The organism is Modestobacter sp. KNN46-3 (genome assembly GCF_011039295.1).
On record NZ_JAAKGN010000063.1, the window covers coordinates 1 to 26,259 of the forward strand.

Annotated in this window: 26 protein-coding genes, 3 pseudogenes and 1 riboswitch; of the genes and pseudogenes, 19 read left to right on the forward strand and 10 right to left on the reverse strand. The window is 74.5% G+C overall.

Going from position 1 to position 26,259, the window contains the following annotated elements; translation table 11 throughout:
* Positions 1 to 126: pseudogene (locus tag G5C62_RS29020) on the forward strand (inositol-3-phosphate synthase); the annotation flags it as partial.
* Between the two features lie 285 nt (positions 127 to 411).
* On the opposite strand, the pseudogene G5C62_RS29025 reads toward G5C62_RS29020, so the two are convergent.
* A pseudogene (locus G5C62_RS29025) lies at positions 412 to 1,014 on the reverse strand (PadR family transcriptional regulator); the annotation flags it as partial.
* A gap of 242 nt (positions 1,015 to 1,256) precedes the next feature.
* Between G5C62_RS29025 and G5C62_RS14400 the strand changes: the two are divergent.
* Both G5C62_RS14400 and G5C62_RS14405 read left to right on the forward strand, forming a co-directional pair.
* Positions 1,257 to 3,512, forward strand: coding sequence for a transglycosylase domain-containing protein (locus G5C62_RS14400; RefSeq protein ID WP_241175898.1), 2,256 nt, complete (start codon positions 1,257 to 1,259; stop codon positions 3,510 to 3,512).
* A gap of 115 nt (positions 3,513 to 3,627) precedes the next feature.
* Entirely contained in the window at positions 3,628 to 5,055 is a 1,428-nt protein-coding gene (locus G5C62_RS14405; RefSeq protein ID WP_241175899.1) for a glycosyltransferase family 87 protein, read from the forward strand.
* Here G5C62_RS14405 and G5C62_RS14410 read toward each other — a convergent pair.
* Entirely contained in the window at positions 5,010 to 5,825 is an 816-nt protein-coding gene (locus G5C62_RS14410) for a deoxyribonuclease IV (RefSeq protein ID WP_206330646.1), read from the reverse strand. The two genes, G5C62_RS14405 and G5C62_RS14410, sit on opposite strands and share 46 nt — an antisense overlap.
* Positions 5,826 to 5,996: 171 nt before the next feature.
* Here G5C62_RS14410 and rpsF point away from each other — a divergent pair, with 171 nt between their 5' ends.
* The 8 genes from rpsF (at position 5,997) to G5C62_RS14450 (ending at position 11,499) form a co-directional block, all read left to right on the forward strand.
* Positions 5,997 to 6,284: a 30S ribosomal protein S6 gene (gene rpsF, locus G5C62_RS14415; RefSeq protein WP_036333081.1), complete on the forward strand. Its 288-nt coding sequence runs from the start codon at positions 5,997 to 5,999 to the stop codon at positions 6,282 to 6,284.
* A 2-nt stretch (positions 6,285 to 6,286) separates the two neighbouring features.
* A complete protein-coding gene (locus G5C62_RS14420; protein ID WP_036333042.1) occupies positions 6,287 to 6,793 on the forward strand; it encodes a single-stranded DNA-binding protein in 507 nt (168 codons plus the stop codon).
* A gap of 32 nt (positions 6,794 to 6,825) precedes the next feature.
* Positions 6,826 to 7,062 carry a 30S ribosomal protein S18 gene (gene rpsR, locus G5C62_RS14425; RefSeq protein WP_036333041.1) on the forward strand — a complete coding sequence of 79 codons (237 nt, stop codon included), beginning with the start codon at positions 6,826 to 6,828 and terminating at the stop codon, positions 7,060 to 7,062.
* A gap of 11 nt (positions 7,063 to 7,073) precedes the next feature.
* Positions 7,074 to 7,520 carry a 50S ribosomal protein L9 gene (rplI, locus tag G5C62_RS14430; protein WP_036333039.1) on the forward strand — a complete coding sequence of 149 codons (447 nt, stop codon included), beginning with the start codon at positions 7,074 to 7,076 and terminating at the stop codon, positions 7,518 to 7,520.
* A gap of 554 nt (positions 7,521 to 8,074) precedes the next feature.
* Complete coding sequence (gene dnaB, locus G5C62_RS14435; RefSeq protein WP_036333037.1) at positions 8,075 to 9,445, forward strand: replicative DNA helicase; 1,371 nt, start codon at positions 8,075 to 8,077, stop codon at positions 9,443 to 9,445.
* A gap of 16 nt (positions 9,446 to 9,461) precedes the next feature.
* Positions 9,462 to 9,818 carry a GNAT family N-acetyltransferase gene (locus G5C62_RS14440; RefSeq protein ID WP_206330647.1) on the forward strand — a complete coding sequence of 119 codons (357 nt, stop codon included), beginning with the start codon at positions 9,462 to 9,464 and terminating at the stop codon, positions 9,816 to 9,818.
* Positions 9,819 to 9,922: 104 nt separating this feature from the next.
* Positions 9,923 to 10,519: a hypothetical protein gene (locus G5C62_RS14445; protein ID WP_052090535.1), complete on the forward strand. Its 597-nt coding sequence runs from the start codon at positions 9,923 to 9,925 to the stop codon at positions 10,517 to 10,519.
* Between the two features lie 104 nt (positions 10,520 to 10,623).
* Positions 10,624 to 11,499, forward strand: a complete 876-nt coding sequence (locus G5C62_RS14450) for a DUF1524 domain-containing protein (protein WP_164701542.1) — start codon at positions 10,624 to 10,626, stop codon at positions 11,497 to 11,499.
* 1 nt (position 11,500) lies between these two features.
* On the opposite strand, the gene G5C62_RS14455 is transcribed toward G5C62_RS14450, so the two are convergent.
* From G5C62_RS14455 to G5C62_RS14465, 3 genes are read right to left on the reverse strand one after another with little or no spacing between them, the layout of a single operon-like run.
* Positions 11,501 to 12,025: a DUF488 family protein gene (locus tag G5C62_RS14455; protein ID WP_164701543.1), complete on the reverse strand. Its 525-nt coding sequence runs from the start codon at positions 12,023 to 12,025 to the stop codon at positions 11,501 to 11,503.
* 8 nt (positions 12,026 to 12,033) lie between these two features.
* Positions 12,034 to 12,492, reverse strand: coding sequence for a cupin domain-containing protein (locus G5C62_RS14460; protein ID WP_052090533.1), 459 nt, complete (start codon positions 12,490 to 12,492; stop codon positions 12,034 to 12,036).
* Complete coding sequence (locus G5C62_RS14465; protein ID WP_036333029.1) at positions 12,489 to 13,094, reverse strand: bifunctional 2-polyprenyl-6-hydroxyphenol methylase/3-demethylubiquinol 3-O-methyltransferase UbiG; 606 nt, start codon at positions 13,092 to 13,094, stop codon at positions 12,489 to 12,491. Before G5C62_RS14465 ends, G5C62_RS14460 begins: the two co-directional genes overlap by 4 nt.
* A gap of 125 nt (positions 13,095 to 13,219) precedes the next feature.
* On the opposite strand from G5C62_RS14465, the gene G5C62_RS14470 reads away from it, so the two are divergent.
* The 3 genes from G5C62_RS14470 (at position 13,220) to G5C62_RS14480 (ending at position 16,496) form a co-directional block, all read left to right on the forward strand.
* Positions 13,220 to 14,125 carry a hypothetical protein gene (locus G5C62_RS14470; RefSeq protein ID WP_052090532.1) on the forward strand — a complete coding sequence of 302 codons (906 nt, stop codon included), beginning with the start codon at positions 13,220 to 13,222 and terminating at the stop codon, positions 14,123 to 14,125.
* A gap of 36 nt (positions 14,126 to 14,161) precedes the next feature.
* Positions 14,162 to 15,496, forward strand: a complete 1,335-nt coding sequence (locus G5C62_RS14475) for a DNA polymerase IV (protein ID WP_164701544.1) — start codon at positions 14,162 to 14,164, stop codon at positions 15,494 to 15,496.
* 61 nt (positions 15,497 to 15,557) lie between these two features.
* Complete coding sequence (locus tag G5C62_RS14480) at positions 15,558 to 16,496, forward strand: tetratricopeptide repeat protein (protein ID WP_036333025.1); 939 nt, start codon at positions 15,558 to 15,560, stop codon at positions 16,494 to 16,496.
* 15 nt (positions 16,497 to 16,511) lie between these two features.
* Here G5C62_RS14480 and thiD read toward each other — a convergent pair whose 3' ends face one another.
* The 3 genes from thiD to thiM all read right to left on the reverse strand — a co-directional run bounded on the left by thiD (position 16,512) and on the right by thiM (position 18,783).
* Entirely contained in the window at positions 16,512 to 17,330 is an 819-nt protein-coding gene (gene thiD, locus G5C62_RS14485; protein WP_164701545.1) for a bifunctional hydroxymethylpyrimidine kinase/phosphomethylpyrimidine kinase, read from the reverse strand.
* On the reverse strand, positions 17,327 to 17,992 hold the full coding sequence (gene thiE / locus G5C62_RS14490) for a thiamine phosphate synthase (RefSeq protein WP_164701546.1): 666 nt from the start codon (positions 17,990 to 17,992) through the stop codon (positions 17,327 to 17,329). The genes thiD and thiE overlap by 4 nt, the downstream gene beginning before the upstream one ends.
* Positions 17,989 to 18,783, reverse strand: a complete 795-nt coding sequence (gene thiM / locus G5C62_RS14495) for a hydroxyethylthiazole kinase (RefSeq protein ID WP_036333019.1) — start codon at positions 18,781 to 18,783, stop codon at positions 17,989 to 17,991. Before thiM ends, thiE begins: the two co-directional genes overlap by 4 nt.
* Positions 18,777 to 18,870: riboswitch (TPP riboswitch) on the reverse strand. It overlaps the preceding gene by 7 nt.
* Positions 18,871 to 18,955: 85 nt before the next feature.
* Between thiM and G5C62_RS14500 the strand changes: the two genes are divergently transcribed.
* On the forward strand, positions 18,956 to 20,350 hold the full coding sequence (locus G5C62_RS14500) for an HNH endonuclease signature motif containing protein (protein WP_164701547.1): 1,395 nt from the start codon (positions 18,956 to 18,958) through the stop codon (positions 20,348 to 20,350).
* A 20-nt stretch (positions 20,351 to 20,370) separates the two neighbouring features.
* Positions 20,371 to 20,817, forward strand: a complete 447-nt coding sequence (locus G5C62_RS14505) for a GNAT family N-acetyltransferase (RefSeq protein ID WP_164701548.1) — start codon at positions 20,371 to 20,373, stop codon at positions 20,815 to 20,817.
* Here G5C62_RS14505 and G5C62_RS14510 read toward each other — a convergent pair.
* Positions 20,814 to 22,625 carry a DEAD/DEAH box helicase family protein gene (locus tag G5C62_RS14510; RefSeq protein WP_164701549.1) on the reverse strand — a complete coding sequence of 604 codons (1,812 nt, stop codon included), beginning with the start codon at positions 22,623 to 22,625 and terminating at the stop codon, positions 20,814 to 20,816. The genes G5C62_RS14505 and G5C62_RS14510 overlap by 4 nt on opposite strands.
* 91 nt (positions 22,626 to 22,716) lie before the next feature.
* On the opposite strand from G5C62_RS14510, the gene G5C62_RS14515 reads away from it, so the two are divergent.
* Together G5C62_RS14515 and bluB are read left to right on the forward strand one after the other, a co-directional pair.
* On the forward strand, positions 22,717 to 23,559 hold the full coding sequence (locus tag G5C62_RS14515) for an alpha/beta fold hydrolase (protein ID WP_164701550.1): 843 nt from the start codon (positions 22,717 to 22,719) through the stop codon (positions 23,557 to 23,559).
* The gene (gene bluB / locus G5C62_RS14520; RefSeq protein ID WP_164701551.1) at positions 23,556 to 25,283 is read left to right on the forward strand and encodes a 5,6-dimethylbenzimidazole synthase; all 1,728 of its coding nucleotides are present in this window, start codon (positions 23,556 to 23,558) and stop codon (positions 25,281 to 25,283) included. The genes G5C62_RS14515 and bluB overlap by 4 nt, the downstream gene beginning before the upstream one ends.
* Here bluB and G5C62_RS14525 read toward each other — a convergent pair.
* On the reverse strand, positions 25,280 to 25,993 hold the full coding sequence (locus G5C62_RS14525) for a PP2C family protein-serine/threonine phosphatase (RefSeq protein ID WP_164701553.1): 714 nt from the start codon (positions 25,991 to 25,993) through the stop codon (positions 25,280 to 25,282). The genes bluB and G5C62_RS14525 overlap by 4 nt on opposite strands.
* Positions 25,994 to 25,995: 2 nt before the next feature.
* Here G5C62_RS14525 and G5C62_RS14530 point away from each other — a divergent pair.
* Positions 25,996 to 26,259, forward strand: a pseudogene (locus G5C62_RS14530) (histidine kinase); the annotation flags it as partial.

Sequence of the window (26,259 nt, forward strand, 5' to 3'; positions counted from 1 at the left end):
GCCAAGGACCGGGGCATCGGCGGGCCGATCCTGTCCGCGTCGTCCTACTTCATGAAGAGCCCGCCGGAGCAGTACAGCGACAGCGAGGCCCGGGACGCCGTCGAGGCCTTCATCCGCGGCGACGTCGCGTTCGCTGTCGATGAGCTCGGTGAGCCAGCGGACCTCGCGGTCGACCGAGTCCAGACCGTGCCGCTGCAGCTCGAGGGTGTAGCGGTCGAGCTTCTCCTGGGTGCGGCGCAGGGAGTCCATGAGCCGGTCGCGCTGGCGCTCGACGGTGCGCCGGCGGCCCTCCAGGATGCGCAGCCGCACGTCGGCGGCGGTGTGCCGGAAGAAGGCGAGGTGGACGCCGAACCGGCCCTCGTCGTCGTAGGCCTCGGGACCGGTCTGGCTGACCAGGTCGGCGAAGCGCTCCTTGCCCTCGGCGGTGATCGCGTAGACGACCTTTCCGCGACGACCGGTGAGCGCCGGGGCGTCGGCAGGCAGCAGGGACCGCGGGGTCGGGTCGTCGCTGGCGATCAGGCCGGCCGCCTGCAGGCGCTTGAGCGCCGGGTAGAGCGAGCCGTAGGAGATCGAGCGGAGCCCACCGAGGACGGCGGCCAGTTCCTTGCGGAGCTCGTAGCCGTGCATGGGCGACTGCTGCAACAGGCCCAGGATGGCGAACTCGAGCACGGCGCCACCTCCTGGTCTGCCGGCGTTCACCGGATCGATGTATCGGCACGATACATCCGAGCGCTGTACTGCACGCAAGTCGGACAGCCAGTTGACGGGTGTCCCACCCGTCCCATGTCGACCTGTGGAGGAGGTCGTGAACCGCTGGTCAGTGCGTACATTGGCGGCCGTGCCCGGACGTCGTTCGGTGGTGGACCACGCACTGGGTCGCCGGGACGCGCACCACGCGAGGACCGCCGCAAGGCGTCGTCCCGCCCGGCTGAGCTGACGCGCTCCCAGCCGACACACAGCTGAAGACGCCACCCTGGGCGCGCAGGCACCGCGAGCAGTCCGGCGCCTGAGCACCCCACGACCTGCAGGAAGGGGCCCACCGCGTGCCTCCCCACGACGAGACCGCCCGCGTCACCCCCGGTGGCGGCGCGGTCCGCCGTCCCCCGCCGGCCCGGGGCCGCGCCGGCTCCGGCGGCAGTGGTGCCGGCGGTGTCCGCCGCCCGCCGCCCGCCCGGGCCCGGACGACGGCGTCCCGTGACGGTGGTGGGCGTCCGGCGGCCCGGTCCGGTGGCGGCGGTGGCGGTGGCCGTCCCCCGGTGAAGCCGCCGACGGGCGGTCGACGGCCCGGGGGCAGCAGCCGGCCGCCCGGTGGTGGGAAGAAGAAGGGTGCGAAGCAGAAGCGCCGGCGCTGGCCGAAGGTGCTCGCCGGGGCGTTCCTGAGCATGCTGGTGCTGCTGGGCGTCTTCGTCGGCGTCGTCTACGCCACGACCGAGGTGCCCACGCCGGAGTCGGTGCAGAACGACCAGACGACGGTCGTGTACTACGCCGACGGCGTCACCGAGATGGCCCGGCTGGGCAACGAGAACCGGACGAACGTCACCCTCGGGCAGGTCTCCGAGCCGGCCCAGAACGCCATCCTGGCCGCGGAGAACCGCGCTTTCTACACCGACCCGGGCATCTCCTTCACCGGCATCGTGCGGGCGGCGTGGAACAACCTGACCGGTGGCTCGACCCAGGGTGGCTCCACCATCACCCAGCAGTACGTGAAGAACGCCTTCCTGACCTCCGACCAGACGTTCAGCCGGAAGTTCAAGGAGCTCTTCCTCGCCGTCAAGCTGGACAACGAGTACTCGAAGGAGCAGATCCTCGAGAACTACCTCAACACGATCTACTTCGGCCGCGGGGCGTACGGCATCGAGGCGGCGGCCAACACCTACTTCGGGGTGTCCGCCGCGCAGCTCACCCCCGAGCAGGGCGCGGTGCTCGCCGTCCTCATCCGGAACCCCAGCGCCAACGACCCGGAGACCAACCCGGAGGGTGCCCGGCAGCGCTGGGGCCCGGTGCTGGACGCGATGGTCGAGCAGGGCTGGCTGGACGCCGCGGCACGCGAGGCCGCCGTCTACCCGGCGGTGCTGCCCAACACCGGCAGCAGCTCCGGCATCCCGGAGGGCCCCGAGGGGCTGATCGTGCGCCAGGTCCTCGACGAGCTGCAGCGGCAGCCGTTCAGCTACTCGCGCGACGACATCTACTCCGCCGGCCTGCGGATCACCACGACCGTGGACAAGGCCAAGCAGGACGCCGCGGTCGCCGCGGTGAACGACGTGATGGCCGGTGAACCGCAGAACCTGCAGGAGGCACTGGTCGCGGTCGACCCGGCGACCGGCGGCGTGCTCGCCTACTACGGCAACGCGTTGAGCAGCAGCGAGGACCCGGCGGTCGACACCACCGACTACGCGCAGGCGCTCAAGCCGCCGGGCTCGTCGTTCAAGCCGTACACCCTCGCGGCCGCGCTGGAGAACGGCTACAGCGTCAGCACCCGTCGCGACGGCAGCTCGCCGCAGGAGTTCGAGGACCGGCCCGGGCTGCCGGTGGTCAACTCCGGCAACGCGCAGTGCGGAAACTGCACGCTCAAGGAGGCGATGACCAGGTCGCTGAACACCACGTACTACGGGCTCGCCTACGAGGTCGGCCCCGAGGTGGTCGCCGAGACGGCCCGGGAGATCGCCGGTCTCCCGGCGACGTGGGACCCGAACCGGGACGACCCGACCGTGCCCACGGACCTGACCGGGTTCGAGACGCTCAGCATCCCGACGACCAACACCACCGGTGGCTCGATCGGCATCGGGGAGTACGCGGTCCGGCCGATCCAGCAGGCCGCCGGCTTCGCCACCTTCGCCGCCGGCGGGGTGCACCACGCGACGCACTTCGTCGCCTCGGTCGCCGACAGCGCCGGGACGGTGCTGGGCACGGGGACGACCGCCTCCACGCAGGCGATCTCGCCCGAGGTGGCCAACGACGTCACCTTCGCGCTGACCGACGTGGCCGCGAGCTCGAAGCTCGCGCTGGACGGCAACCGGCCGGTCGCGGCGAAGACCGGCACCCAGGGCCTGGACCGCACCGACAACTCCGACGCCTGGATGGTGGGGTACACGCCGTCGATCTCCACCGCGGTGTGGATCGGGGCGAAGGGCACCGAGGCCATCACGAACGCCCGGGGCAACATCATCTACGGGTCAGGGCTGCCGGGGGAGATCTGGCAGCAGTTCATGAACACCGTGCTCGAGGGCACGCCGGAGCAGCCCCTCCCGTCGAAGGCGCTGATCCAGGGCGACCCGGACCGGAGCATCCCGGAGCCGACGACGGAGGCCCCGGCCCCGACCACGAGCGAGGCGCCGGCGCCGGAGCCGGCACCGGTCACCAGGCAGGCTCCGGCCCCCACCAGGGCACCGAGCAGCAGTTCGGCTCCGGTCACCAGTCAGGCGCCCGAGGTGGAGGAGACGGTCGCACCGGCGCCGTCGGTCACCCCGGTCCCGTCGACGACGGCACCGTCCCCCACGGGTCCGAACGGCTGACCGGGGCAGCAGGCAGACTGACCCGGTGAGTGCGACACCGACGGGCCCGTCCGTCCCGGCCGACCGGCCGGGGGGCGGGCCCGAGGTGTCTGCACCGCCGGGACCGGACCGCATCGTGCCGTCCTGGACCGACCCGGTGGCGATCCAGGCCAGCGAGGCAGTGGGCGGTCCCTGGGGTCGGCACGCCGTCACCGGGGGCGCCCGCTTCTGGACGCCGCTGCGGGTGTGCCTGCTGTTCACCGTGGTGGTGCTCGGGCTGGCCTGGGCCAAGCAGGCGCCGTGCGCCACCGGCAACTGGACGGGCAGCAAGCAGTACACCCACTTCTGCTACAACGACGCCGTCCCGCTGTTCTTCACCCACGGGATCGACGACGGGCAGGTGCCCTACCTCGACTCCGCCGTCGAGTACCCGGTGCTCACCGGTGCGCTGATGCAGCTCGCCGCGGTGGTCGCACGGGGCTGGGACGGGCTCGCGGCGGGCATCTCCACCGTGCCAGTGGCGAGCTTCTACGTCGTCACCTGTCTGCTGCTGTCGGCACTGGCGCTCCTGGTGACCCGCGGCGTCCTGGGTCTGGCCGGCCGCCGACCCTGGGACGCCGCGATGGTCGCGCTGTCGCCGCTGCTGCTGGTGCACGCCTTCACCAACTGGGACCTGCTCGCCATCGCCCTGACCACCCTCGGCATGTGGGCCTGGGCGCGCCGGCACCCGGTGCTGGCCGGCGTGCTGATCGGGCTGGGGATCGCGGCGAAGCTCTACCCGGTGATCGTCCTCGGCGTGCTCTTCGTGCTGTGCCTGCGCGCCGGCCGGCTGCGGGCGTGGCTGTCGGCGATCGTCGCCGCCGGGCTGGCCTGGCTGGCGGTGAACCTGCCCGTCGCCCGCGCCGCGCCGGAGAACTGGGCCCGGTTCTTCACCTTCAGCGACGTCCGGCCGGCGAACCCGGAGAGCGTCTGGGCGATCGCCCTGGACCTGACCGGTGACCGGATCCTGGACGGTCCGCTGGCCGAGGGGCAGACGCCGTCGGTGCTCAACACGACCGTCGCGGTCGTGCTCCTGCTGTCGGCCGCTGCCGTGGCCTGGCTGGCCCTGGCGGCCCCGCTGCGGCCACGGCTGCCCCAGCTGGCGTTCCTGCTGGTGGCGGCCTTCCTGCTGCTGAACAAGGTGTGGAGCCCGCAGTTCTCGCTGTGGCTGCTGCCGCTGGCCGTGCTGGCCCGTCCGCGGTGGCGTGCGCTGCTGCTCTGGCAGGCGACCGAGGTGCTGGTCTGGATGACGACCATGCTCTATTACCTCGGGGCGGACGAGAACGGCCTGGACGTGGAGTGGTTCTACCTCGCCGTGGTGGTGCGCGACGTCGCCGTCCTCGTCCTGATGGCGCTGGTCGTGCGGGAGGTGTGGTCCCCGGACCGGGACCTGGTGCGGCGCAGCTGGCCGGGCACCGACGACCCCGCCGGCGGCGTCCTGGACCAGGCCCCCGACCGGTTCACGTTGCGCCGCAGGCCTCAGCCGGCGAGCGCTCCGCGCAGCAGGGTGATCTCCTCGGCGTGACCCGCGGTGTCCCCAGGGGTCTCCAGGACGACGGGGGCGCCGGCGGAGCGCGCCACGCCCACCAGCAGCTCCAGCGGGATCTCCCCGGCGGTCAGCGGTGCATGCCGGTCGCGACCGGAGCCGGCGGGGTCGCGGCTGTTGTTCAGGTGCACCAGGTCGATCCGGCCGGTGATCGCCCGGACGTCGTCCACGACCCGGGTCAGGTCCCAGCCCGCGGCCCAGGCGTGGCAGGTGTCCAGCACGAACCCCGCGCCGAACTCGCCCACGGCCTCCCACAGCCGGGCGACGGCGTCGAGCTCGCGGGCCATCGCGTTGTCCCCGCCGGCGGTGTTCTCGATGAGCACCGGGAGGCCGAAGCCGCCCTCGTCGGCCTGCCGGGCGAAGGTCTTCCGCCAGTTGTCGACCCCGGCCGACGGGTCGTCCTTCGCCAGCACGTGCCCGCCGTGCACCACCATGCCCCGGGCCCCGACGGCGGCCGACGCCTGGGCGTGCTGGCCGAGCAGCTTGCGGCTGGGGATCCGGATCCGGTTGTTCGTCGAGGCGACGTTGAGCACGTACGGGGCGTGCACGAACACGGCGACGTCGGAGTCGAGCAGCGCCTCGGCGTCCGGGCGCGGCTTGGGTGCCTTCCAGCCCTGGGGATCGGCGAGGAACACCTGCACCGCGTCGGCGTCCAGCTCGGCGGCGCGGGCCAGCGGGCCGCCGTCGGCCAGCTCGTTGTCCTCGGTCAGGCCCGGTCCGACGTGCACGCCGATCAGCTGTTCGGTCACCCGGGGAGCGTAGATCGCCGGTCCGACGCATACGTCCTGTCGAGGGCGCTGGTAGCCTGGCCGGTGCGCGTCCTCTCCTGCTCCGAAGCAGGTCCGGGCGCGCGACGCATGTACGACCCTCCTGCTGCAGACACCCTGCGGCCGCTGAGACCAGAGGAGGTGGGGTTCTCCGTGCGTAACTACGAACTGATGATCATCCTCGACCCTGAGCTCGAGGAGCGGACCATCGCTCCCAGCCTGGATCGTTTCCTGACCGTCGTCACCAACTCCGGTGGCACCGTCAAGACGGAGATCTGGGGCCGCCGTCGGCTGGCCTACGAGATCGACAAGAAGGCCGAGGGCATCTACGCCATCGTCGACATCCAGGCCGAGCCGGCCGCCGTCGCCGAGCTGGACCGTCAGCTGAACCTCAACGAGTCCATCCTGCGCACCAAGCTGATGCGCCCCGAGGCTCACTGACCATGGCCGGCGAGACCGTCATCACCGTCATCGGGAACCTGACGGCCGACCCGGAGCTGCGGTTCACCCCGTCCGGCGCCGCCGTCGCCAACTTCACCGTCGCCTCGACGCCCCGCACCTTCGACCGTCAGTCGCAGGAGTGGAAGGACGGCGAAGCGCTGTTCCTCCGCTGCAACGTCTGGCGCCAGGCGGCGGAGAACGTCGCCGAGTCGCTCACCCGCGGTTCGCGGGTCATCGTGTCGGGCCGGCTGAAGCAGCGGTCCTTCGACACGAAGGAAGGCGAGAAGCGCACCGTCATCGAGCTGGAGGTCGACGAGATCGGCCCCTCCCTGCGGTACGCCACCGCCAAGGTCACCCGCGCTGCGCGCAGCGAGGGTGGCGGCGGCGGGTTCGGCGGCGGCGGCGGCAACAGCGGTGGCGGCAGTGGCGGTGGCGGTGGCTTCTCCGGTGGCGGAGCCAGCGACCCCTGGTCCACCCCGCCGGCGTCCTCCGACGAACCGCCTTTTTGATCCCCCCTCTGTACTGATCTCTGGAGAACCCAGTGCCCAAGCCTCCCCCCCGCAAGATCAAGAAGAAGGTCTGCCAGTTCTGCAAGGACAAGGCGACCTACATCGACTACAAGGACACGACCCTGCTGCGGAAGTTCATCTCCGACCGCGGCAAGATCCGTGCCCGCCGCGTCAGCGGCAACTGCAGCCAGCACCAGCGTGACGTCGCCGTGGCCGTGAAGAACAGCCGCGAGATGGCACTGCTGCCCTACACCTCCACGGCGCGCTGATCATGAGCACCATGAAGCTGATCCTCACGCAGGAGGTCACCGGTCTCGGGTCCTCCGGCGACACCGTCGAGGTCAAGGGCGGGTACGCCCGCAACTACCTCCTGCCCCGCGGGCTGGCCATGCTGGCCACCCGAGGTGCCGAGAAGCAGGTCAACAGCCTGCGCCGGGCGCGCGCTGCGCGCGACGTGCGTTCGCTCGAGGAGGCCCAGGCGGTCGCCGGTCAGCTCGCGCAGCTGACCGTCACGCTGCCGGCCCGCTCCGGTGACGGTGGCCGGCTCTTCGGCCGCATCACCACCGCCGACGTCGCCGCCGCGGTGACCTCGGCCGGTGGCCCGGAGCTCGACCGTCGCCGGATCGAGCTGCCCAGCAGCATCAAGAGCCTCGGCACCCACACCGTCACGGTGCGGGTCCACCCCGAGGTCTCCGTGCCGGTGACCGTGGACGTCGTCGCCGGCTGATCCACAGCACTGTCCCCACGAGGGGCGTCGGACTCCGGTCCGGCGCCCCTCGTGGCGTTCCCGGGGTCTCCTGGGCGTCCTCCCGTGTCGACACGGGCGCCGTCCCTCCGTGGACGGCAGGTGAACGGCGCCCCCGACCCGGGTGGCACCGCGCAGCGCCGCCGAGCCTCGGGGACGACGCCCCTACCACCGACCCGTTACGCGTGTGACCTGCGGGGATCCGCCGACACGCCCGGGCGGCGAGTTCTGCGACGAGTTCCCGGATTTCTCCTGTCCACACCCCGGGAGAGGCTCCGGCGCAGGTGACGAGGGGGTGGCGGGGACGCGACGTCCGCGGGTCCACCACGGTCTCCACACGGTGACCGCCTCTGTCCACCGACTTGTCCACAAGTTGTGCAGATCGGCGTGCACAGCGGTGTTGGACGCGCCCCCTCCCGGGTTCCTAACGTCACCCCCAGCTACCGCCGGGCACGAACTGTCGGCGCCCGGTGGTAGCTGTTGTCCGAACGCACGTTCGAACGGCAGCAAGAGCAGGGGACGAGGAGAACATCAGCGTGGCGGTCGTCGACGACATCAGCAGGCCGAGGGTCACGGCTCCGGAGTACGACCGGCAGCCCCCTCAGGACGTCGCTGCCGAGCAGTCGGTCCTGGGCGGCATGCTGATGAGCAAGGACGCGATCGCCGACGTGGTCGAGGTCCTGGCGGGCCCGGACTTCTACCGCCCGGCCCACCAGGTCGTCTTCGACGTCATCCTCGACCTGTACGGCCGGGGTGAGCCCGCCGACGCGATCACCGTCGCCGCGGAGCTGAACCGCACCGACCAGCTGTCGAAGATGGGCGGCGCGGTCTACCTGCACACGCTCATCGCCTCCACCCCGACCGCGGCGAACGCCGGGTACTACGCGGCGATCGTCGCGGAGCAGGCGGTGCTGCGGCGGCTGGTCGAGGCCGGCACCCGGGTCGTGCAGCTCGGTTACGGCGCGGCCGGCGGGAAGGGCGACGTCGACGACATCGTCGACCGCGCCCAGCAGGAGATCTACGACGTCACCGAGAAGCGGATGAGCGAGGACTACTCCCGCCTCGCCGACGTCCTGCAGCCGACGATGGACGAGCTCGACGCGATCGCCTCCCGTGGCGGGACGGCGCGGGGTGTCCCCACCGGCATCCGTGACCTCGACGAGCTCACCAACGGCCTGCAGTCCGGCCAGATGGTGGTCATCGCCGCCCGCCCCGGTGTCGGCAAGAGCACGCTGGGGCTGGACATCGCCCGCTCGGCCACGGTGAAGCACCACATGCCGGCGGCGATCTTCTCGCTCGAGATGAGCAAGCACGAGATCACCATGCGTCTGCTGTCGGCCGAGGCGAAGGTGCCGCTGCACCACATGCGCGCCGGCACGCTGTCGGACGAGGACTGGTCGAAGCTGGCCCGCCGGATGGGCGAGATCGCCGACGCCCCGCTCTACATCGACGACTCCCCCAACATGACGATGATGGAGATCCGGGCCAAGGCGCGGCGGCTCAAGCAGCGCAACGACCTCAAGCTCATCGTCATCGACTACCTGCAGCTGATGACGTCGGGCAAGAAGGTGGAGAGCCGCCAGCAGGAGGTCTCGGAGTTCTCCCGTGCGCTGAAGCTGCTGGCCAAGGAGCTCGAGCTGCCGGTGATCGCGATGAGCCAGCTGAACCGTGGCTCGGAGCAGCGTCAGGACAAGAAGCCGATGCTCTCCGACCTCCGTGAGTCCGGCTCGATCGAGCAGGACGCCGACATGGTGATGATGATCCACCGCGAGGACATGTACGAGAAGGAGTCCCCGCGGGCCGGCGAGGCCGACATCATGCTGGTCAAGCACCGCAACGGCCCCACCGCGAACGTCACCGTCGCCTTCCAGGGCCACTACAGCCGCTTCGTCGACATGGCCAACTGATCCCTGGGGCGCCGGGGTGCACGAGGACGGCGCCGGCCTGCGGCCCGAGGACGACGTCGAGACGCCGGAGGGGTTCGCGGCCTGGGTGCAGCGGCTGCGTGCGGAGTCGGACCCGGGGCGGCCCATCGCCGAGGGGCGCGTGCACTGCACCTACTGGTGGATCGTCGAGGGCGACACCGTGCTGGGGGCCATCGCGCTGCGCCACCAGCTCAACGACTTCCTGCTCCGGGCCGGCGGTCACATCGGGTACGGCATCCGCCCCTCGGACCAGGCCTCGGCGCGGGCGATCGAGGGGGCGGGCGGGCTCCTGGAGGACGTCCGGGACACCGAGTTGGGCCGCACCCGGCGGTACTGGGTCCCGCTCCCCCGCTGACCGCCGTTCACTCGATCGGGGATACGAGACCCGGGCGACTCAACCTGCGGCGCCCTGCTGCCGATGCTCCAGGCAACGCTCCATCCACGACCTGGAGGTCACCTGTGTTCTCGCTCCTCTCCGGCCTGCTCGCCAAGGCCCTCTCCGCCTCACTGGCCGCCAAGGTGGCCGCCGGCGCGACGGCCGTCGTCGTGGCCGGTGGCGGCGCTGCGGTGACCACCCAGGTGGTCACCGCCGCCGCCGAGCCGACGACGTCGGAGGTCAGCACCACGGAGGACACCGACGTCACCGACCCCACGGACGTCGGTGACCCGACCGTGACCCCGGAGACCACGGAGCCGACCGCCACCCCCGAGGCGCCGGAGACCGAGGAGCCCACGGCCGACCCGGTCACCGAGCCGGCGCCCGAGCCGGAGCCGGAGGGGACCGAGGAGCCCACGGCCCCCGAGGTGCCGGCCGAGCCGTCGGCCCCGGCCAACCACGGGCAGGCCGTCTCGTCGGTCGCCAAGTCCAGCTTCGCCACGGGCCGGGAGCACGGCGAGGCCGTCTCCTCCGCAGCGCGCAACAAGGCGAGCAAGAACGAGCCCGCTCCTGCCCCCGTGCCCGCCCCCGAGGCCGACACTGCCGAGGCCGTCGAGGTCGCCAGCACCGCTGACGCAACCGGCAACGGCAACGGCAACGGTCGGGGTGGTCGGGGCTGATCCCCCAGCGCCGGGCGACACGTCGCCCGGCGCGCCCGGCAGGTCCGCCGATCCGGGCCGCACGGAACCTACCGTCGGGGCTGGCCGACTCCCGGGGGCTCCACGTGAAACACCGCATCACCGCGCTGGCCGCGCTCGCCGTCTTCGGCACCGCCGCCTGCGCGCCGGCCGACACCCCAGCGACCCCGGCCGCGGACGCCGTCTCCGAGGCCGCCCAGCAGTCGACATCCGGCGCCCCCACGGCCGGGCAGCCCGCCGCCGACGTGCTGGCCACCCTCCCGGTCAAGGGCCGCGCGGCGAAGACCGGTTACGACCGTGACGAGTTCGGCGCCACCTGGGCCGACGTCGACCGCAACGGCTGCGACACCCGCAACGACGTACTGGCCCGCGACCTGACGCAGGAGCAGTTCCGGCCGGGCACCCAGGACTGCGTGGTGGTCAGCGGCACCCTGGTCGACCCGTACACCGCACAGACCATCGCGTTCGAGAAGGGTGATGGCAGCAGCGTCGACATCGACCACGTCGTCGCGCTCAGCAACGGCTGGCAGACCGGCGCGTTCGGCTGGGACGAGACCCGGCGCACCGCCTTCGCCAACAACCCGCTCAACCTGCTGGCCGTCGACTACGCGGCGAACCGGCAGAAGGGCGACGGCGACGCCGCCACCTGGCTGCCGGCCCACCGCGGCTACCGCTGCGCCTACGTCGCCCGCCAGGTCGCGGTGAAGGCCACCTACGGGCTGTGGGTCACACAGGCCGAGCACGACGCCATCGCCCGGGTGCTGGACACCTGCCCGGGCGAGCCGGTCCCGACGTCGACCGCGCCGGTCCCGGTGGACGTTCCCGCGGGAACGTCCACCGCGGTCGAGCCCTTCGCCAACTGCGACGCCGCCCGGTCAGCCGGCGCGGCACCCCTGCACCGCGGCGACCCGGGGTGGTCCGACCGGATGGACGGCGACGGGGACGGCACCGCCTGCGAGTGACTCACCCCGGCCAGCGCACCGACCCGTCGGCTCCGCGCACGGCGCCCTCGGCCGGGCGGTGGAGGGTCAGCCGTCCGTCGGGCATCAGGTGGTCCACCGGCAGCTCCCGGCCCAGCACGACGACGTCCGCGATGAGCCGTCGGTGGCAGCGCCACCACACGCTCTCGCTGCACATCACCGCCACCGTGCGGTCGGCCGCGGCGGCCAGCACCTCGTCCAGGGCGTCGGCGAACTCGGCGGTGCGGGTGTGCGCGGCGTACGCGGCGAACTGGGCCACCGTCCACCAGCCGTCGGCGACCGGCTCGTCCGCGGGCAGCCGGCGCCGACCGCCCAGCCGCTCCTCCCAACGGTAGGCGACACCCGCCGCCGGGAGCCACTCGCTGAGCGCCTCGCGCCGGACGTCGGGGTTGACCCGGCTGCCCGGGAACCGCCGGACGTCGACGAGCTGCTCCACCCCCGCGCCGGCGAGCCGGGCGAGCAGGCGGGCCTGGTCCTCGGGCCCGTGGCCGACGGTCAGCAGCGGCACGATCGGGTTCAGTCCCGCAGGTTGAGCTGGTCGTGCCGGAGCGCGAACGCGTCGATCTCCGCAGGGGTCGGGGTCCGCCCGTTCGCGTGCAGCTCCAGCAGCCCGGTGAAGTACTCCTCCCGCGGGATGCCGGGGGTGAAGAGGATGAGGAAGCGGGCTCCGACCTCCGGGCCCACCGACCGGAAGCCGTGCACCCCGGAACGGGGGACGTAGACCAGGTCGCCGGCGTGCGCCGTCGTCCACTCGCCGTTCGCCAGCACCGCCAGCGACCCCTCCAGCACGTGGAAGGACTCGCTGAACGTGCGGTGCAGGTGCGGCCCGGGGCCGCTGCCGCCCGGGGCCATGGTCACCTCGAACAGCCCGAAGTCCCCGCGGGTCTGCGCGCCGGTGGCGACGAACCGGGTCCGGCCCGCCGCGCGCTGGGCGTCGCGCCGGGAGAAGGTCGCCGGGTCCGGCAGCAGGGTCATGCCGGACGCAGGACGGCGACCAGGAAGTCGGCGTCCGGGGAGTAGGGCCGCAGGTCCCAGGTGGACAGCAGGACGTCGGGGGTCAGCCCGGCGGCGTCGGCGTCGGCCAGGAACTCCTCGAAGGCGTAGCCGCGCCCGGCACCGAAGCCGATCGCCGCCCGCCCGTCCGGGCGCAGGTGGGTGCGCAGCCGGCGGAGCACCTCGCCGCGGGTGCTCGGTGCGAGGAAGGCCATCACGTTGCCGGCGCAGACGATCCCGTCGAACCGGTCCGTGATGCCCAGGGAGGGGAGGTCGAGCTCGGCGAGGTCACCGACGAGCCAGCGGGGCCCGGGGTGGTCGGCCTCGGCGGCGGCGATCAGCACCGGGTCGGCGTCCACCCCGACCACCTCGTGCCCGGCGTCGAACAGGACGGCGCCGACCCGGCCGGGACCGCAGCCGGCGTCCAGCACCCGGGCGCCGCGAGGCAGCAGCGCATCGACCAGCCGCGCCTCCCCCGCCAGGTCGGTGCCCTGGGCGGCCAGCCGGCGGAACCGCTCGACGTAGGCGGTGGAGTGCGCCGGGTCCTCCTGGGACATCCGGCTCCAGCTGCTCTGCTCGACCATGCGGATCTGGACTCCTCTGTTCGGGTGCGGGCCGGTCGTTGACGGTTGCACCGGTCCCCCGTAGCTTCCTCCCACCCCGGCTGCCGGCGAAACGGTGTCCAGGTCCCCCGATGACTGGAGTCCCCGTGTCCAAGCGCGTTCTCGCCGGGGCGGTCGTCACCGCCGCCGCCGTCCTCGGGACCCCCTCGGTGGCCTCCGCGGCCGAGGAGCTCACCGTCTGCACCGCCGGCTGCGACCACCCGACCCTCGCGGCCGCCGTGTCGGCGGCGTCCGCCGGCGACACGATCCGGGTCACCGAGGACCTGACGGTCGCCGGTGCCACCACGGTCGGCAAGGCGGTCACGATCACCGCCGACGCCGGGGTGACGGTCACTCAGACCGGCACCAACGCCCGCACCTTCACCGTCACCCCGGCCGGCAGCGGGGCGACGATCTCCGGTCTCGAGCTGACCAGCGCCGACCTGGTCCGCGGGGAGTTCATCGGGGTCAACGGCGCCGACGACGTGACGATCTCCGGCAACACGGTCCACGGCCCGGTCCAGCAGGGGCCGATGAGCGGCTGGGTCACCAACCGCGCCTGGACCAACAACGACGTCGACGGGCTCACCGTCACCGGCAACACCCTGCACACCCTGCGCACCGGCGGGTACGTCGACGGCGGCTCCGGGGTGATCGCCGGCAACGTCACCTGGAACACCAAGGGCGACTACCTGCTCGGCGAGCAGGCCGACTTCGAGATCGCCGGCAACAGCGCGGGCGACCCGAGCCTGCCCAGCGAGTGGGGCATCGTCGTCTTCGCGGTGAACGAGACGCCCTACGACGTCCAGGCGCTCGGCGCGGCCAACGACTGCCTCACCGTCTGGGACCAGGCGACCGGTGAGACCTTCATCGACGGCGACTGCGACGGCACCGCCGACACCGCACCCCCGGCCGGCAAGGACGAGTGCAAGCAGGGCGGCTGGGCCGGCTTCAACAACCCGTCGTTCCGCAACCAGGGGCAGTGCGTGAGCTGGGTGGTCGCGCGCGGCTGACCCCGGCCCCCGTGCACGGCGCGGCATCATGGAGGCGTGCGTCGGGAGCCCAGCATCCTGCACCTGGACCTCGATGCGTTCTTCGCCGCCGTCGAGCAGCGGGACAAGCCCTCGCTGCGCGGCCGCCCGGTCGTCGTCGGGGGAACGGGCGGCCGCGGCGTCGTCTCCACCGCCTCCTACGAGGCCCGGGCGTTCGGCGCCCGCAGCGCCATGCCCACCGCCGAGGCGCGCCGGCTCTGCCCGCCGGGCACCGCCTTCCTCGGCGGCCGCTTCGCCGCCTACCGGCGGACGTCGGAGGTGGTGATGGCGCTGCTGCGCGAGCTCTCCCCGCTGGTCGAGCCGGTCTCCATCGACGAGGCCTACGTCGACCTGGCCGCCGGTGACCACGACCTGTCGGTCCCCGGCGTCACCGCGCTGGCGGCCGACCTCAAGGCCCGGATCGCCGTCGCGACCGGCGGCGTCACCGGGTCGGTCGGGATCGGCACCTCCAAGGCGGTGGCGAAGATCGGCTCGGAGCTGGACAAGCCGGACGGCCTGACCGTCGTCCCGCCCGGGGAGGAGCTCGCCGTCCTGCACCCGCTGCCGGTGCGCGCGCTGGGTGGCGTCGGGCCGGCGACGGCCCAGCGGCTGGCCCAGATCGGGGTGAAGACGATCGGCGACCTGCACCGGCTGTCGCTGGTCGACCTGACCAGCCTGGTCGGCCAGGCGCACGGCGCCGGGCTCTACCGGCTGGCCCGCGCGGACGACGACCGGCCGGTCGTCACCGACCGGGAGGCCAAGTCGGTCAGCGCCGAGGAGACCTTCGCCCGCGACCTGACCGACCCGGCCCGGCTGGCCACCGAGATCGAGGCGCTGGCGATCCGGGTGGGCAGCCGGCTGCAGCGCTCGGGGACCTCGGGGCGCACCGTGACGCTGAAGGTCCGCCGCTACGACTTCAGCACCCTCACCCGGTCGCAGACGCTGGCCCACGCCGTCGACGACCCGCGGCAGATCGCCGAGATCGCCCACCGGCTGCTCGGCGCCGTGGACCGCAGCGGTGGCCTGCGGCTGCTCGGCGTCGGCGTCTCGGGGCTGTCGCCGTACGCGCAGGGCGACCTGTTCGCCGAGCCCACCGAGGTGGTGGAGCCCGTCGAGGTGGTCGAGCCCGCGGAGCTGCTGGCCGACCCGGAGCCGGGCCCCAGCGTCGTCGCCTGGTACCCGGGGCAGGACGTCGTCCACCCCGACCTCGGCTCCGGCTGGGTGTGGGGCAGCGGGCTCAACCGGGTGACCGTCCGGTTCGAGGGCCCGCGCACGACGCCCGGTCCGGTGCGCACGCTGGCCGCCGACGACCCGGACCTCCAGCCGGCCGACCCACCGGACTGGACCCCCTGAACGGGTGGACCCGCCCCTTCGGGGCATGCGCCGGACCCGATGATCACGACAGACTGCCGACGTGCCCCTGGACCCCGAGAACGGCCCCGACGTCGACGCCCTCGTCGACCGGGGCTGCGCGCTCGCCGACCTGGGCGACCACGAGCAGGCGGTCGAGCTCCTCGGGACGGCGGCAGCACACGGCGACCCGGTCGCCCTCCGCCACCTGGCCGGCTGCCTGGGCGTCCTCGGACGCTGGGCGGAGGCCGCCGTGGCGTACCGCCGGGCGGCCGACGCCGGACAGGACGACGCCTGGCTGGACCTGGCGCGGGCGCTGCTGCGGCTGGGGTGCTGGTCGGAGGCGGAGACCGCCGCCCGCACCGCGGTGGACCGGGGGGAGCCGGGAGGCTGGGCTGCGCTGAGCGTGGCGCTGCAGGGCCAGGACCGGTCGGCCGAGGCCGAGCGGACGTTCCGGGTGGCTGCCGAGCGCGGCGCGCACCCGGCGGCGCTGGAGCTGGCGTACCTGCTGCGGTCGTCCGGGCGGCAACTGGCGGCCTGGCACTGGGCGCAGGTCGCTGCGGACGCCGGCAACCCGGTGGCCCGCGCCACCCTGGCCTGCTGGCGCTGGCAGGAGAGCCACGACCGGGCTCTGGAGCCGGAGCTGCGGGCGGGCGCCGACCACCACCAGCACGCCCGTACCGGCCTGGCCGACCTGCTGCGCAGCACCGGACGGGTCGAGGAGGCCCGGGCTGTCCTGGAGCGGGGCGCGGCCCGTGGTGAGGTCGCGACCTGGCTCCCGTTGGGCAACCTGTACCGCGACGAGCTGGACGACGCCGTCGCCGCCGAGGCCGCCTACCGGGCCGGGGTCGAGGGCGGTGACCTGCACGCCCACCACAACCTGGCAGTGCTGCTGCTGGAGACCGGCGACGTCGACTCCGCCGTCGAGCACTTCTCCATCGCCGCCGCCGGCGGCGACGAGCTGGCCGCCCGGGTGCTGCGCGAGGTCCTCGGCGACAGCTGAGTCAGCGGGTTCGGCTCACCAGCGGCCGGCGAAGTGGTGCACCGGCCCGTGCCCGGAGCCGACGCCGAGGGACTCCCCGGCCTCGAGCGCGGCCTGCAGGTAGTCCCGAGCCCCGTCGACCAGCGGCGCCCAGTCCAGGTCGTCCCCCGCGAGCCGTGCGCGGGCGGCCAGCGCCGCGAGCGCTGAGGACAGCGTGCAGCCGGTGCCGTGGGTTGACGTCGTCGCCACCCGCGGCCGCCGGGTCTCCAGCACCCCGGCCGCCGTCGCCAGCACGTCGACGCTCTCGTCCCCGCCCAGGTGCCCGCCCTTGAGCAGCACCGCCGCCGGCCCGAGCTCCAGCAGCGCGCGGGCCTGCGGGGCCAGCTCCTCGACCGTCGTCGCGGGTGCCACGTCCAGCAGGGCCGCGGCCTCGGGCACGTTCGGGGTGAGCAGGTCCGTGACCGGCAGCAGGTCGGTGCGGACGGCGTCCACTGCCTCCACCGAGATCAGCCGGTCACCGCTGGTCGCCACCATCACCGGATCGCAGACCACGGGACCGCCCGGGCGGTCGGCCAGCGCGGCGGCGACCGTCCGCACGACGTCGGCGGTGCCCAGCATGCCGAGCTTGGTGGCATGCACGGTCACGTCGTCCAGCAGGGTGGCCAGCTGCGCGCCGACGAAGTCGGCCGGCACCGGGTGCACCCCGGTCACCCCGCGGGTGTTCTGCGCGGTGAGTGCGGTGAGCACCGCGGTGCCGTAGACGCCGAGCGCGCTGAAGGTCTTCAGGTCGGCCTGGATGCCGGCGCCGCCGCTGGGATCGCTGCCGGCCACGGTCAGGGCCACTGCTGCGCTCATCGGGCCACCAGCTCCCCGGCCATCGCGGCGCGCAGTGTGCGGGCGGCCGCCGCCGGGTCGGCGGCGGCGCAGATGTCGGAGACCACGCAGATGCCGTCGACCCCGGTTCCGGCCACCGCGGCGGCCGTGGCGGCGGAGATGCCTCCGATGGCCACCGACAGCAGGCCCCCGGCGCGGGCGCGGGCGGCCAGTGCTCGGGTGCCGTCGAGCTCCAGGGCGGCACCGGCGTCCGGCTTGGTGGGGGTCGACCAGACCGGGCTGAGGCCGACCAGGTCGGCGGTGCCGGCCGGGAGGGCGAGCACGTCGTCCAGCTCGGCCGCGCTGCCGACGGAGACGCCGATCAGGACGTCGGGGCCCAGCAGCGTCCGGACGTCGGTGGCCGGCAGGTCGTCCTGGCCCACGTGCACGCCGTCGGCCCCGGTGAGCAGCGCGACGTCGACGGCGTCGTTGACGACCAGCCGCACGTGCGGGGTCGGCCGGAGCACCTCCTGCACCGCGCGGGTGAGGGCCAGCAGGTCGCGCCGGCCGGCGGTCTTGTCCCGCACCTGGACGGCGGTCACCCCACCGGAGACGGCGGCGGCGACCACCTCGGGCACCGACCGGGGCGCGCAGAGCAGCGTGTCGGTGACCAGGTAGAGCCGCGGGTCGAAGCCGGCCCTCATGCGCTGCGGACGTCGGCGCGGGCGAGTGCGTCGCCGTCGACCGCGTCCAGCGCGTCCAGCCACAGCGCGGCGAACGTGCCCGGCCCGGCGGCGAGCCCGGCGGCGGCCTCGGCGGCCAGCGCCACGTGCGCGTGGGCGGCGACCACGGCGGTGAGCGGGTCACCGGTGGTGGCGGCGTAGGCGGCGACGATGCCGCCGAGCGCGCAGCCGGCGCCGGTGGTGCGGGTGAGCAGCGGCGACCCGCCGCCCACCCGGACGACCCGTTCCCCGTCGGTGACGACGTCGACCGGGCCGCTGACCGCGACGACGCCGCCGGTCCGGCGGGCCAGCTCCTGCGCCGTCTCCAGCGCGGCCTCCGGGGAGTCGGTGCTCTCCACGCCGCGGCCGCCCTTGCCGGCGCCGGCCAGGGCCAGCACCTCCGAGGCGTTGCCCCGGACGACGGTCGGGCGCAGCTCGACCAGGTCGGCGGCGAGCTCGGTGCGGAAGGTGAGCCCGCCGACGGCCACCGGGTCCAGCACCCACGGGGTGCCCACCTCGCCGGCGGTGCGGGCGGCGAGCCGCATCGCCTCGGCGGTGCGCTGCTGCACCGTGCCCACGTTGACCAGCACCGCGGAGGCGACGGCGGCGAACTCGCCGGCCTCGGCCGGGTCGTCGACCATGGCCGGTGCAGCGCCGATCGCCAGCAGCGCGTTGGCGGTGATCGTCTGCACGACCGTGTTGGTCAGGCAGTGCACCAGGGGTGCGGAGTCGCGCAGCGCCGTGCCGGCGGCGCGCAGATCGATGGCGTCCATCGCCGTGACATCCCTTCGCCAGTACCAACTGGAGCAGGTTCGACGGGTGTGCTCTCAGTCCCCGGTGGGACACCCCGTGTCAGCTCCCGACGCTAACACCGCTCCCGGCGGCCCTTCCACCGACGGGTCGCTGAGCTGCGGTTCTGTCGTACCCGGGTGCCAGCGTCGCGGCATGGGTGCAGTCGTGGCGGTGCAGGACGTGTCTGGGTTCGACGTGACGGAGCTCGACCTGACGGGTCAGCGGTCGGTCGAGGAGCTGGCCCGGGAGATCCGGTCGGGGGCGGTGCGGCTGGCAGCGGCGACCGCTGCCTGGCTGCGGCTGGTCGCGGAGTTCGACGCCCGCGAGGGCTGGGGCGAGGTCGGCGTGCAGAGCTGTGCGCACTGGCTGGCCTGGCAGTGCGGGATGAGCCCGGGTGCCGCGCGGGAGCACGTGCGGGTCGCCCGGGCGCTGGGCTCGCTGCCGGTGACGGCGGAGGCGTTCGCCGCGGGGCGGTTGTCGTACTCCAAGGTGCGGGCGATCAGCCGGGTGGCAGACGCCGGCACCGAGGTCGAGCTGGTCGAGCTGGCGCGGCACGCCACGGCGTCCCAGGTGGAGCGGGTGGTGCGCGCCTGGCGCCGGTCGGACGCCGTCGACGAGGAGCTGGTCGCGGAGAAGCGGTCCTTCCAGTGGCACTGGGACGCCGACGGGATGCTCGTGCTGCAGGTCCGGATGGACGGCGAGGCCGGCGCGGCGCTGCTGGCGTCGGTCGAGTCGCTGGCCGAGCGCGACGCCCGCCGGGAACGCGCCGCCACGACCCGGGCCGCTGCCGCCGCCGACTGCCCGGCGGACCCTGAGACGTTCCCGCGGGAACGGATGAGCGCGCGTCGCTGCCGGGCGCTGGCCCAGCTGGCCGAGGTCGCCGCCGACACCGGGCGACGGGCGGGCGACCCGCCGCGCCGGGAGGTGGTGGTGCACGTGGACGCCGACGTCCTGGCCGACGACGCCGCCGCGGGGCGGGCGCACCTGGAGGGCGGCCCGGCGCTCACCCCGGCGCAGGTGCGGCGGATGGCCTGCGAGGCGGCGCTGACGGTGATCGTCGAGCGGAACGGTCAGCCGCTCGCGCTCGGACGGCGCCGGCGGCTGGCCACCGTGACGCAGCGGCGGGCGCTGCTGGCCCGGGACGGCGGCTGTGCCCGACCGGGCTGCACCGAGACCCGGATCGAGCGGCTGCACGCCCACCACCTGACACCGTGGCGGTTGGGTGGTCGCACCGACGTGTCGGCGATGGTGCTGCTCTGCGACGTCGACCACGGCCTGGTGCACGACGAGGACCTGGCGCTGGACCGCCGGGGGCGGGAGCTCGTGGCCCACGACCGCGCCGGGCAGCGGGTCTGGGGTCCGGCCGACCCGGCCTTCGCCGTCGGTCTGCCCGCGAGGGAGGCCACGTCGCCGCGGCCGCTGCTGACCCTGGTGCCGGACGCCGCACTGCCGGGCGCCTGGCCGGCCGGTGGGGAGCGGATGGACCTCGGGCACGTCGTCTGGGCGCTGCTGGCCCACCGCGAGCACCTGCGGCGGGCGGCGTCCTGACCGCTTGCGACGATGCACCGGTGACCGATGCACCCGCCCTGCGCGAGGCGGCCTTCGCCGAGCTGACCCCGGCCGAGCTCTACGGGATCCTGCGGCTCCGGGTCGACGTCTTCGTCGTGGAGCAGGCCTGCCCGTACCCGGAGCTGGACGGCCGGGATGCCGAGCCGACCACCGTGCACCTCTGGCACGAGGCGGACGACGGCACGGTGCTGTCCACGATCCGGGTGCTGAGCAACGGCGAGGACCGCGCGATCGGCCGGGTCGCGACGGCGAAGGGCGCCCGGGGTCGGGGCCTGTCGGCCCAGCTCGTCGCTCGCGGCATCGAGCTGTGCGAGGGCCGCACCATCGACATCGGCGCCCAGGCGTACCTGGAGTCCTGGTACGAGCGGTTCGGGTTCCGTCGCTCGGGGCCGGACTACGTCGAGGACGGCATCCCGCACCTGCCGATGCGGCTCGCTCCCCGCTAGTCGGCTCCGGTCAGCGAGGTCGTGGGCAGCCAGTCCGCGTCGAGCAGCTCGGCGATCTGCTGCAGCCCGGCGGTGTCGCCGCCGGCGGTCGAGCCGGTGACGGCCAGCCGCTCGACCATCACCCGGGCTACGTCCTCCTCCACGGTGTCCTGCGCGAACGCGACCCGCCACGGCGAGACCTGGTGGTCGCGGTGCGTGCGGCCGGTGACCTGGCGGGCGGCGATGCCGGAGAACCGCGGCTGGTGGAACAGCCCGACCCGCGGCGTGGTCGACGCGGTGTGGCCGCCGGGCAACACCTCGCCGGCGTGCAGGCTGATCGAGGCGGTCACGGTGAACACGCAGACCGGTGCCTCGCCGGTCTGGAAGCGCAGCCGCTCGGCCTCGACGTCGAAGCGGTCCCGGCCGTAGATCGAGGCCACCGCCACCCCGCCGTCCAGCAAGGACTCCCGGATCGGGTCGGCGGCGGTCTCGACGAACTCCACCGACACCGCGACCTGCCGGTCGGCCTCGACCTGGGCCTTCACCCAGTCGACCGTGGCCTGCGCGCGGATCAGCCCGGCCTTCTGCCGGAACCGCAGCAGCGCGGCGCGGCCGCGGGCGGTCTCCCGCTTCCGGCGGGCCAGCTGCATCTCCGCGCGGAACTCCGACCACTCCGCCTCGTACTGCGCGCGCTCGGCCGGGGTCAGCTCGACCGGGGTGCCGGTGACCGACACCGGCCCCCACGGAGCGGGGCGGTGCAGCGTGGCGGGCGGGTCGGTGTCGGCCAGCCAGCTGCGCAGCCGGGTCAGGTCGGCCCGCCGCTCCTCGGCGTCCTCGGTCCAGCTCCAGCCGTACCGGGCACGTTCCACGTGGAACCCGTGCGCCGCGAGCCGGCTGGGCAGGTCGTTCCAGTCCTTCAGTGGCTCGCCGTGCACCGCGGCGAAGTGCGGCGCGAGGTAGGGCAGCTCCAGCGGGGTGTGCGCCGGGGTGGCGGTGGCCAGCAGGACGTAGGGGGCGTCCTTGACCCGGCCGGCGCCGGACACCGACCGCCAGTGCTTCCACCGCTGCGTGGTGGTGTGCCGGACCATGTGCGCCTCGTCGGCGACCACGACGTCGAACCTCTGCCCGGTGGCCTTCGTCAGCCCGGCGACCTTGCCCAGCCGGTCCCAGGTGGTCACGCACCAGCGCAGGCCCTGCCCCTCAGCTGCGGTGCCCCCGAAGGCCGCGATCGAGCGGGCCCAGTGCGGCACCGTGATGGCGGCCGGCCGGTCGGCGACCACGAGCACGGTGCGCACCGGCCGCTGCTGGTCCGCACGCCGCGCGGCGATCTGCTGGACCGCGAGGACGGCGGTGCCGGTCTTGCCCACGCCCGGGTCGTCGCCGAGCAGGAACATCCGCCCGCCCGCGGCCTCGTGCGCGGCGATGACCGCCGCACCGGTGACCTGCTCCGGCCGCGGGGACATGGGGCGGCCGGTCGGCACCGGGCGGGGCTCGGCGTTCAGCTCGTCCTCGAGGAACCGCTCCAGGCTGTACGGCGGCGGGTCGTAGGGCGCCAGCGCCGCGGGCAGGGTTGCGCCCACGTACACGTGCGCGGACAGGCCGGCGTGCCAGCTGGCCCCCGGTGCCGGGGCGCGGAACGGGACGGCGAGCACCCAGACCCGCTCCCCCGGCCCGGCGACCGGCAGCTCGCTCCCGGCCTTCTGTGCGGTCTTCGGGGCAGCCTTCCGGGGGGCAGCCTTCTTCGCGGCTGCCTTCCGCGGCGCCGCCGTCCGGGTGGTCGTCGTGGTGCTGCGGGTCGAGCTGGTGGAGCGCCGTCGGCGTCCGGGCACGGGTGTTCTCCTGGGGGTCGACGACCGGTCCGCCCGACGCTACGGGCGCCCACCGACAGCCAGGCGCAGCGACATGTGCTGCGATCAGCGCATGACCGAGGACATCCGCCTGTCGGCCCGCACGCTCGGCGACACCGGGCCCCGTGTGGTCTTCGTGCACGGCCTGTTCGGCCAGGGCCGCAACTGGACGACGATCGCCAAGGCGCTGGCCGCCGACGGGCACCGGGTCACCCTGCTCGACCTCCCCAACCACGGGCACTCCCCGTGGACCGACCGGGTCGACTACGTCGACATGGCCGAGTTCGTCGCCGCCGAGCTGGCCCAGCTGGGCGAGCCGGTGACGCTGGTCGGGCACTCGATGGGCGGCAAGGTGGCGATGCAGCTGGCGCTGCGCCGTCCCCAGCTGCTGCGCGCCCTCGTCGTCGTCGACATCGCGCCGACCGACTACCCCGAGTCCGGCGGCCGGACCGAGGACCCCGACGAGGAGGCCTCCCCGTTCGCCGCGTTCATCACCGCGATGCAGGGCATGGACCTCGACCGGCTGGAGACCCGGGAGGACGCCGACGAGGCGCTGCGCGCCGCCGTCCCCAGCACGATGGTGCGGTCGTTCCTGCTGCAGAGCCTGGTCCGGGACGGCGTCGGGGAGGGCGACGGCTGGCGCTGGCGGCTGAACCTGGAGACCCTGGCCCGCGACCTGGGCGAGCTGCGCCGGTTCCCCGACCCACCGCCGGGGGCCAGCTACGAAGGGCCGGTCCTCTGGATCGCCGGGGCGAACTCCACCTACGTCCTCGACAGCGACCGGCCGCGGATGGACGAGCTGTTCCCGACGACCCGGCTGGTGCGGGTGAAGAAGGCCGGGCACTGGGTGCACTCCGAGCAGCCCGAGGTCTTCCTGGAGACGGTCCGCCGGTTCCTCGCGCAGGTCGAGGGATGACGTACCCGCGGCCGGTGCCGCTGATCGGCGACGGCACCGCGGCCACCGAGCGCGCCGCGGACCCCGCCGGCTGGGCGCTGCCGGACGCCGACCGGGCCGGGCTGTACCGCACGGTCGAGGCCCGCCGCGACGTCCGGCGCTACCGCCCGGACCCGGTGCCCGACGAGGTGCTCACCCGGGTGCTCACGGCCGCGCACCAGGCGCCGTCGGTGGGGCACAGCCAGCCGTGGCGCTTCGTCGTCGTCCGGGACGCCGGCATCCGGGACACCGCCGCCGTCCTCACCGACCGCGAGCGGCTGCGCCAGGCCGCCCAGCTCGACCCCGACGCCGCCGCCCGGCTGCTGGACCTGCAGCTGGCCGGTGTGCGGGAGGCGCCGCTGGGCGTCGTCGTCTGCTGCGACCGGCGGGCGCCCGCGGCCGGCGTGCTGGGCCGGGCGACCTTCCCCGACGCCGACCTGTGGAGCTGCGCCACCGCCGTCCAGAACCTGTGGCTGGCCGCCCGGGCGGAGGGCCTGGGCGTCGGCTGGGTGACGCTGTTCCGCCCCGAGGAGCTCGCCGCGCTGCTCGGCCTGCCCGACGGGGTGGTCACGCTGGGCTGGCTGTGCCTGGGCTGGCCCGACGAGCGCCCGCCGGCGCCGGGTCTGGAGCGGGCCGCCTGGTCGCGCCGGCAGCCGCTCTCCGACGTCGTCCTGGCCGACCGGTGGCCGGCGGAGGAGGCCGCGCCCGCACCACCGCCGTCCCGGCTGCGCAGCCCGGTGCCCGAGCAGGTCGTCGGCGCCCGGGACGACGCCGACCGGCTGCTCACCCCGCCGGGGTCGCTCGGCGTGCTGGACGGCGCGGTCGCCCGGGCGGTGGCGCTGGGCCGGGGAGGTCTGACCGGCGGTGTGCTGGTGCTCGCCGCCGCCGACCATCCGGTCACCGCGCACCGCGTCTCGGCCTACCCGGCCTCGGCCACCCGGGACGTCGTCACCGCCGCGATCGCCGGGGTGGCGATGGGGGCGACCGCCGCCCGGTCGGCGGGGCTGGACCTGGTCGTGGTGGACGCCGGGGTCACCGGCCCGCCGCTGCCCGGTGCGGTCGTGGCCCGGCCGTCGGGAGCCCGCGGGGACCTGGTGACCGGGCCGGCGATGACCGCGGCGGACGCCGCTGCGCTGCTGGCGGCCGGCCGGGCACTGGGCGTCGAGCACGGCCGGGCAGGGCTGGTGGCCCTCGGTGAGGTGGGCGTCGGCAACACCACGGTCGCCGCCGCCCTGGCCGCCGCGCTGTTGCACGTGGAACCAGCCGTGGTGGCCGGGCTCGGGTCCGGCGCGGACGCGGCCATGGTCGAGCGCAAGCGGGACGTCGTCGCGGCGGCGCTGACCCGGGCTGGCACCGACCTGGACCCGCTGACGGCGCTGGTCGAGCTGGGCGGACCCGAGCTCGCCGTGCTCGCCGGGGTGGTGCTGGGGGCGGCGGAGGCCGGGGCGGTCGTCGTCCTCGACGGGTTCGCCACCGCGGTCGCGGCGCTGGTCGCCGTGCTGCTGGAGCCCGCGGCGCAGTCGGCGCTGGTGGCCGGGCAGCGCAGCCGGGAGCGCGGCAGCGACGCCGTCCTGCAGGCCCTCGGCTGCGAGCCGCTGCTGGACCTGCGGCTGCGCGCCGGCGAGGGCGTCGGGGCGGTGCTCGCCGCCGGCCTGCTCCTGCAGGGGCTGCGGATGCGCCGGGAGACCGCCCGGGTCGACTCCTAGCCCGGCGCGGCGCCGACCCGGATGGCGATGAGGGCGACGTCGTCGTCGGCCCCGGCGGCGGGCAGCAGCGTCCCGACCACCCGGTCGCAGAGCTCGTCCAGCCCCAGGGCGGCGGCGTCGGTGAGCGCCTCGACCAGGCGCTCCAGACCCTGGTCGAGGTCCCGGGCGCCGGCAGGGCCGGCGCCGTTCTCGATCAGGCCGTCGGTGTAGAGCAGCAGCGTGGACCCGGCCGGCAGCACACACCGGTGCTCCGGACGCGGCTGGTCGGGCAGCACGCCCAGCGGCAGCCCGACCGGGTCGGTGAGGACGTCGACGCGGCCGTCGGCGTGCAGCAGCAGCGGCGGCGGGTGCCCGGCCGAGGACCAGCGGATGGCCCGGGCCCCACCCGGTGCGGCCGCGGGGTCGCCGTCGATCTGGGCGACCAGGGCGGTGGCGAACACCCCGTGCTCCAGGGTGTCGCAGGCGGCGTCCACGGCGGTCAGCACGGCGCCGGAGGAGGCCGTGCCGTCGTGGCCGGCCATCCGCAGCATGGTGCGCAGCTGCCCCATGGTGGCCGCCGCGTCGATGTCGTGGCCGGCGACGTCGCCGATGACCAGGCTGGTGGTGCCCCGTGCGTCCAGGAAGGCGTCGTACCAGTCGCCGCCGACCAGCTGGGCGTCGCCGGCGGGCTGGTACCGGGCGGACAGCTGCAGGTGGGCGGGCCGGGGCAGCGGTGCCCTACACCGCGGTCGAGCAGGAACTGGTCACCGCGATGGCCGACCGGGCCGCACTCGTGGTGGACAACGCCCTCGCCTACGCCTGGCAGCGCTCGGTGTCCGAGACGATGCAGCGGGCGCTGCTGCCACCGGTGCTGCCCCGGCCCGCCCACCTGCAGCTGTCCGCCCGGTACCAGCCCGCCGGCGACGCCCAGCTGGTCGGCGGCGACTGGTACGACGCCTTCCTGGACGCACGGGGCACCACCAGCCTGGTCATCGGC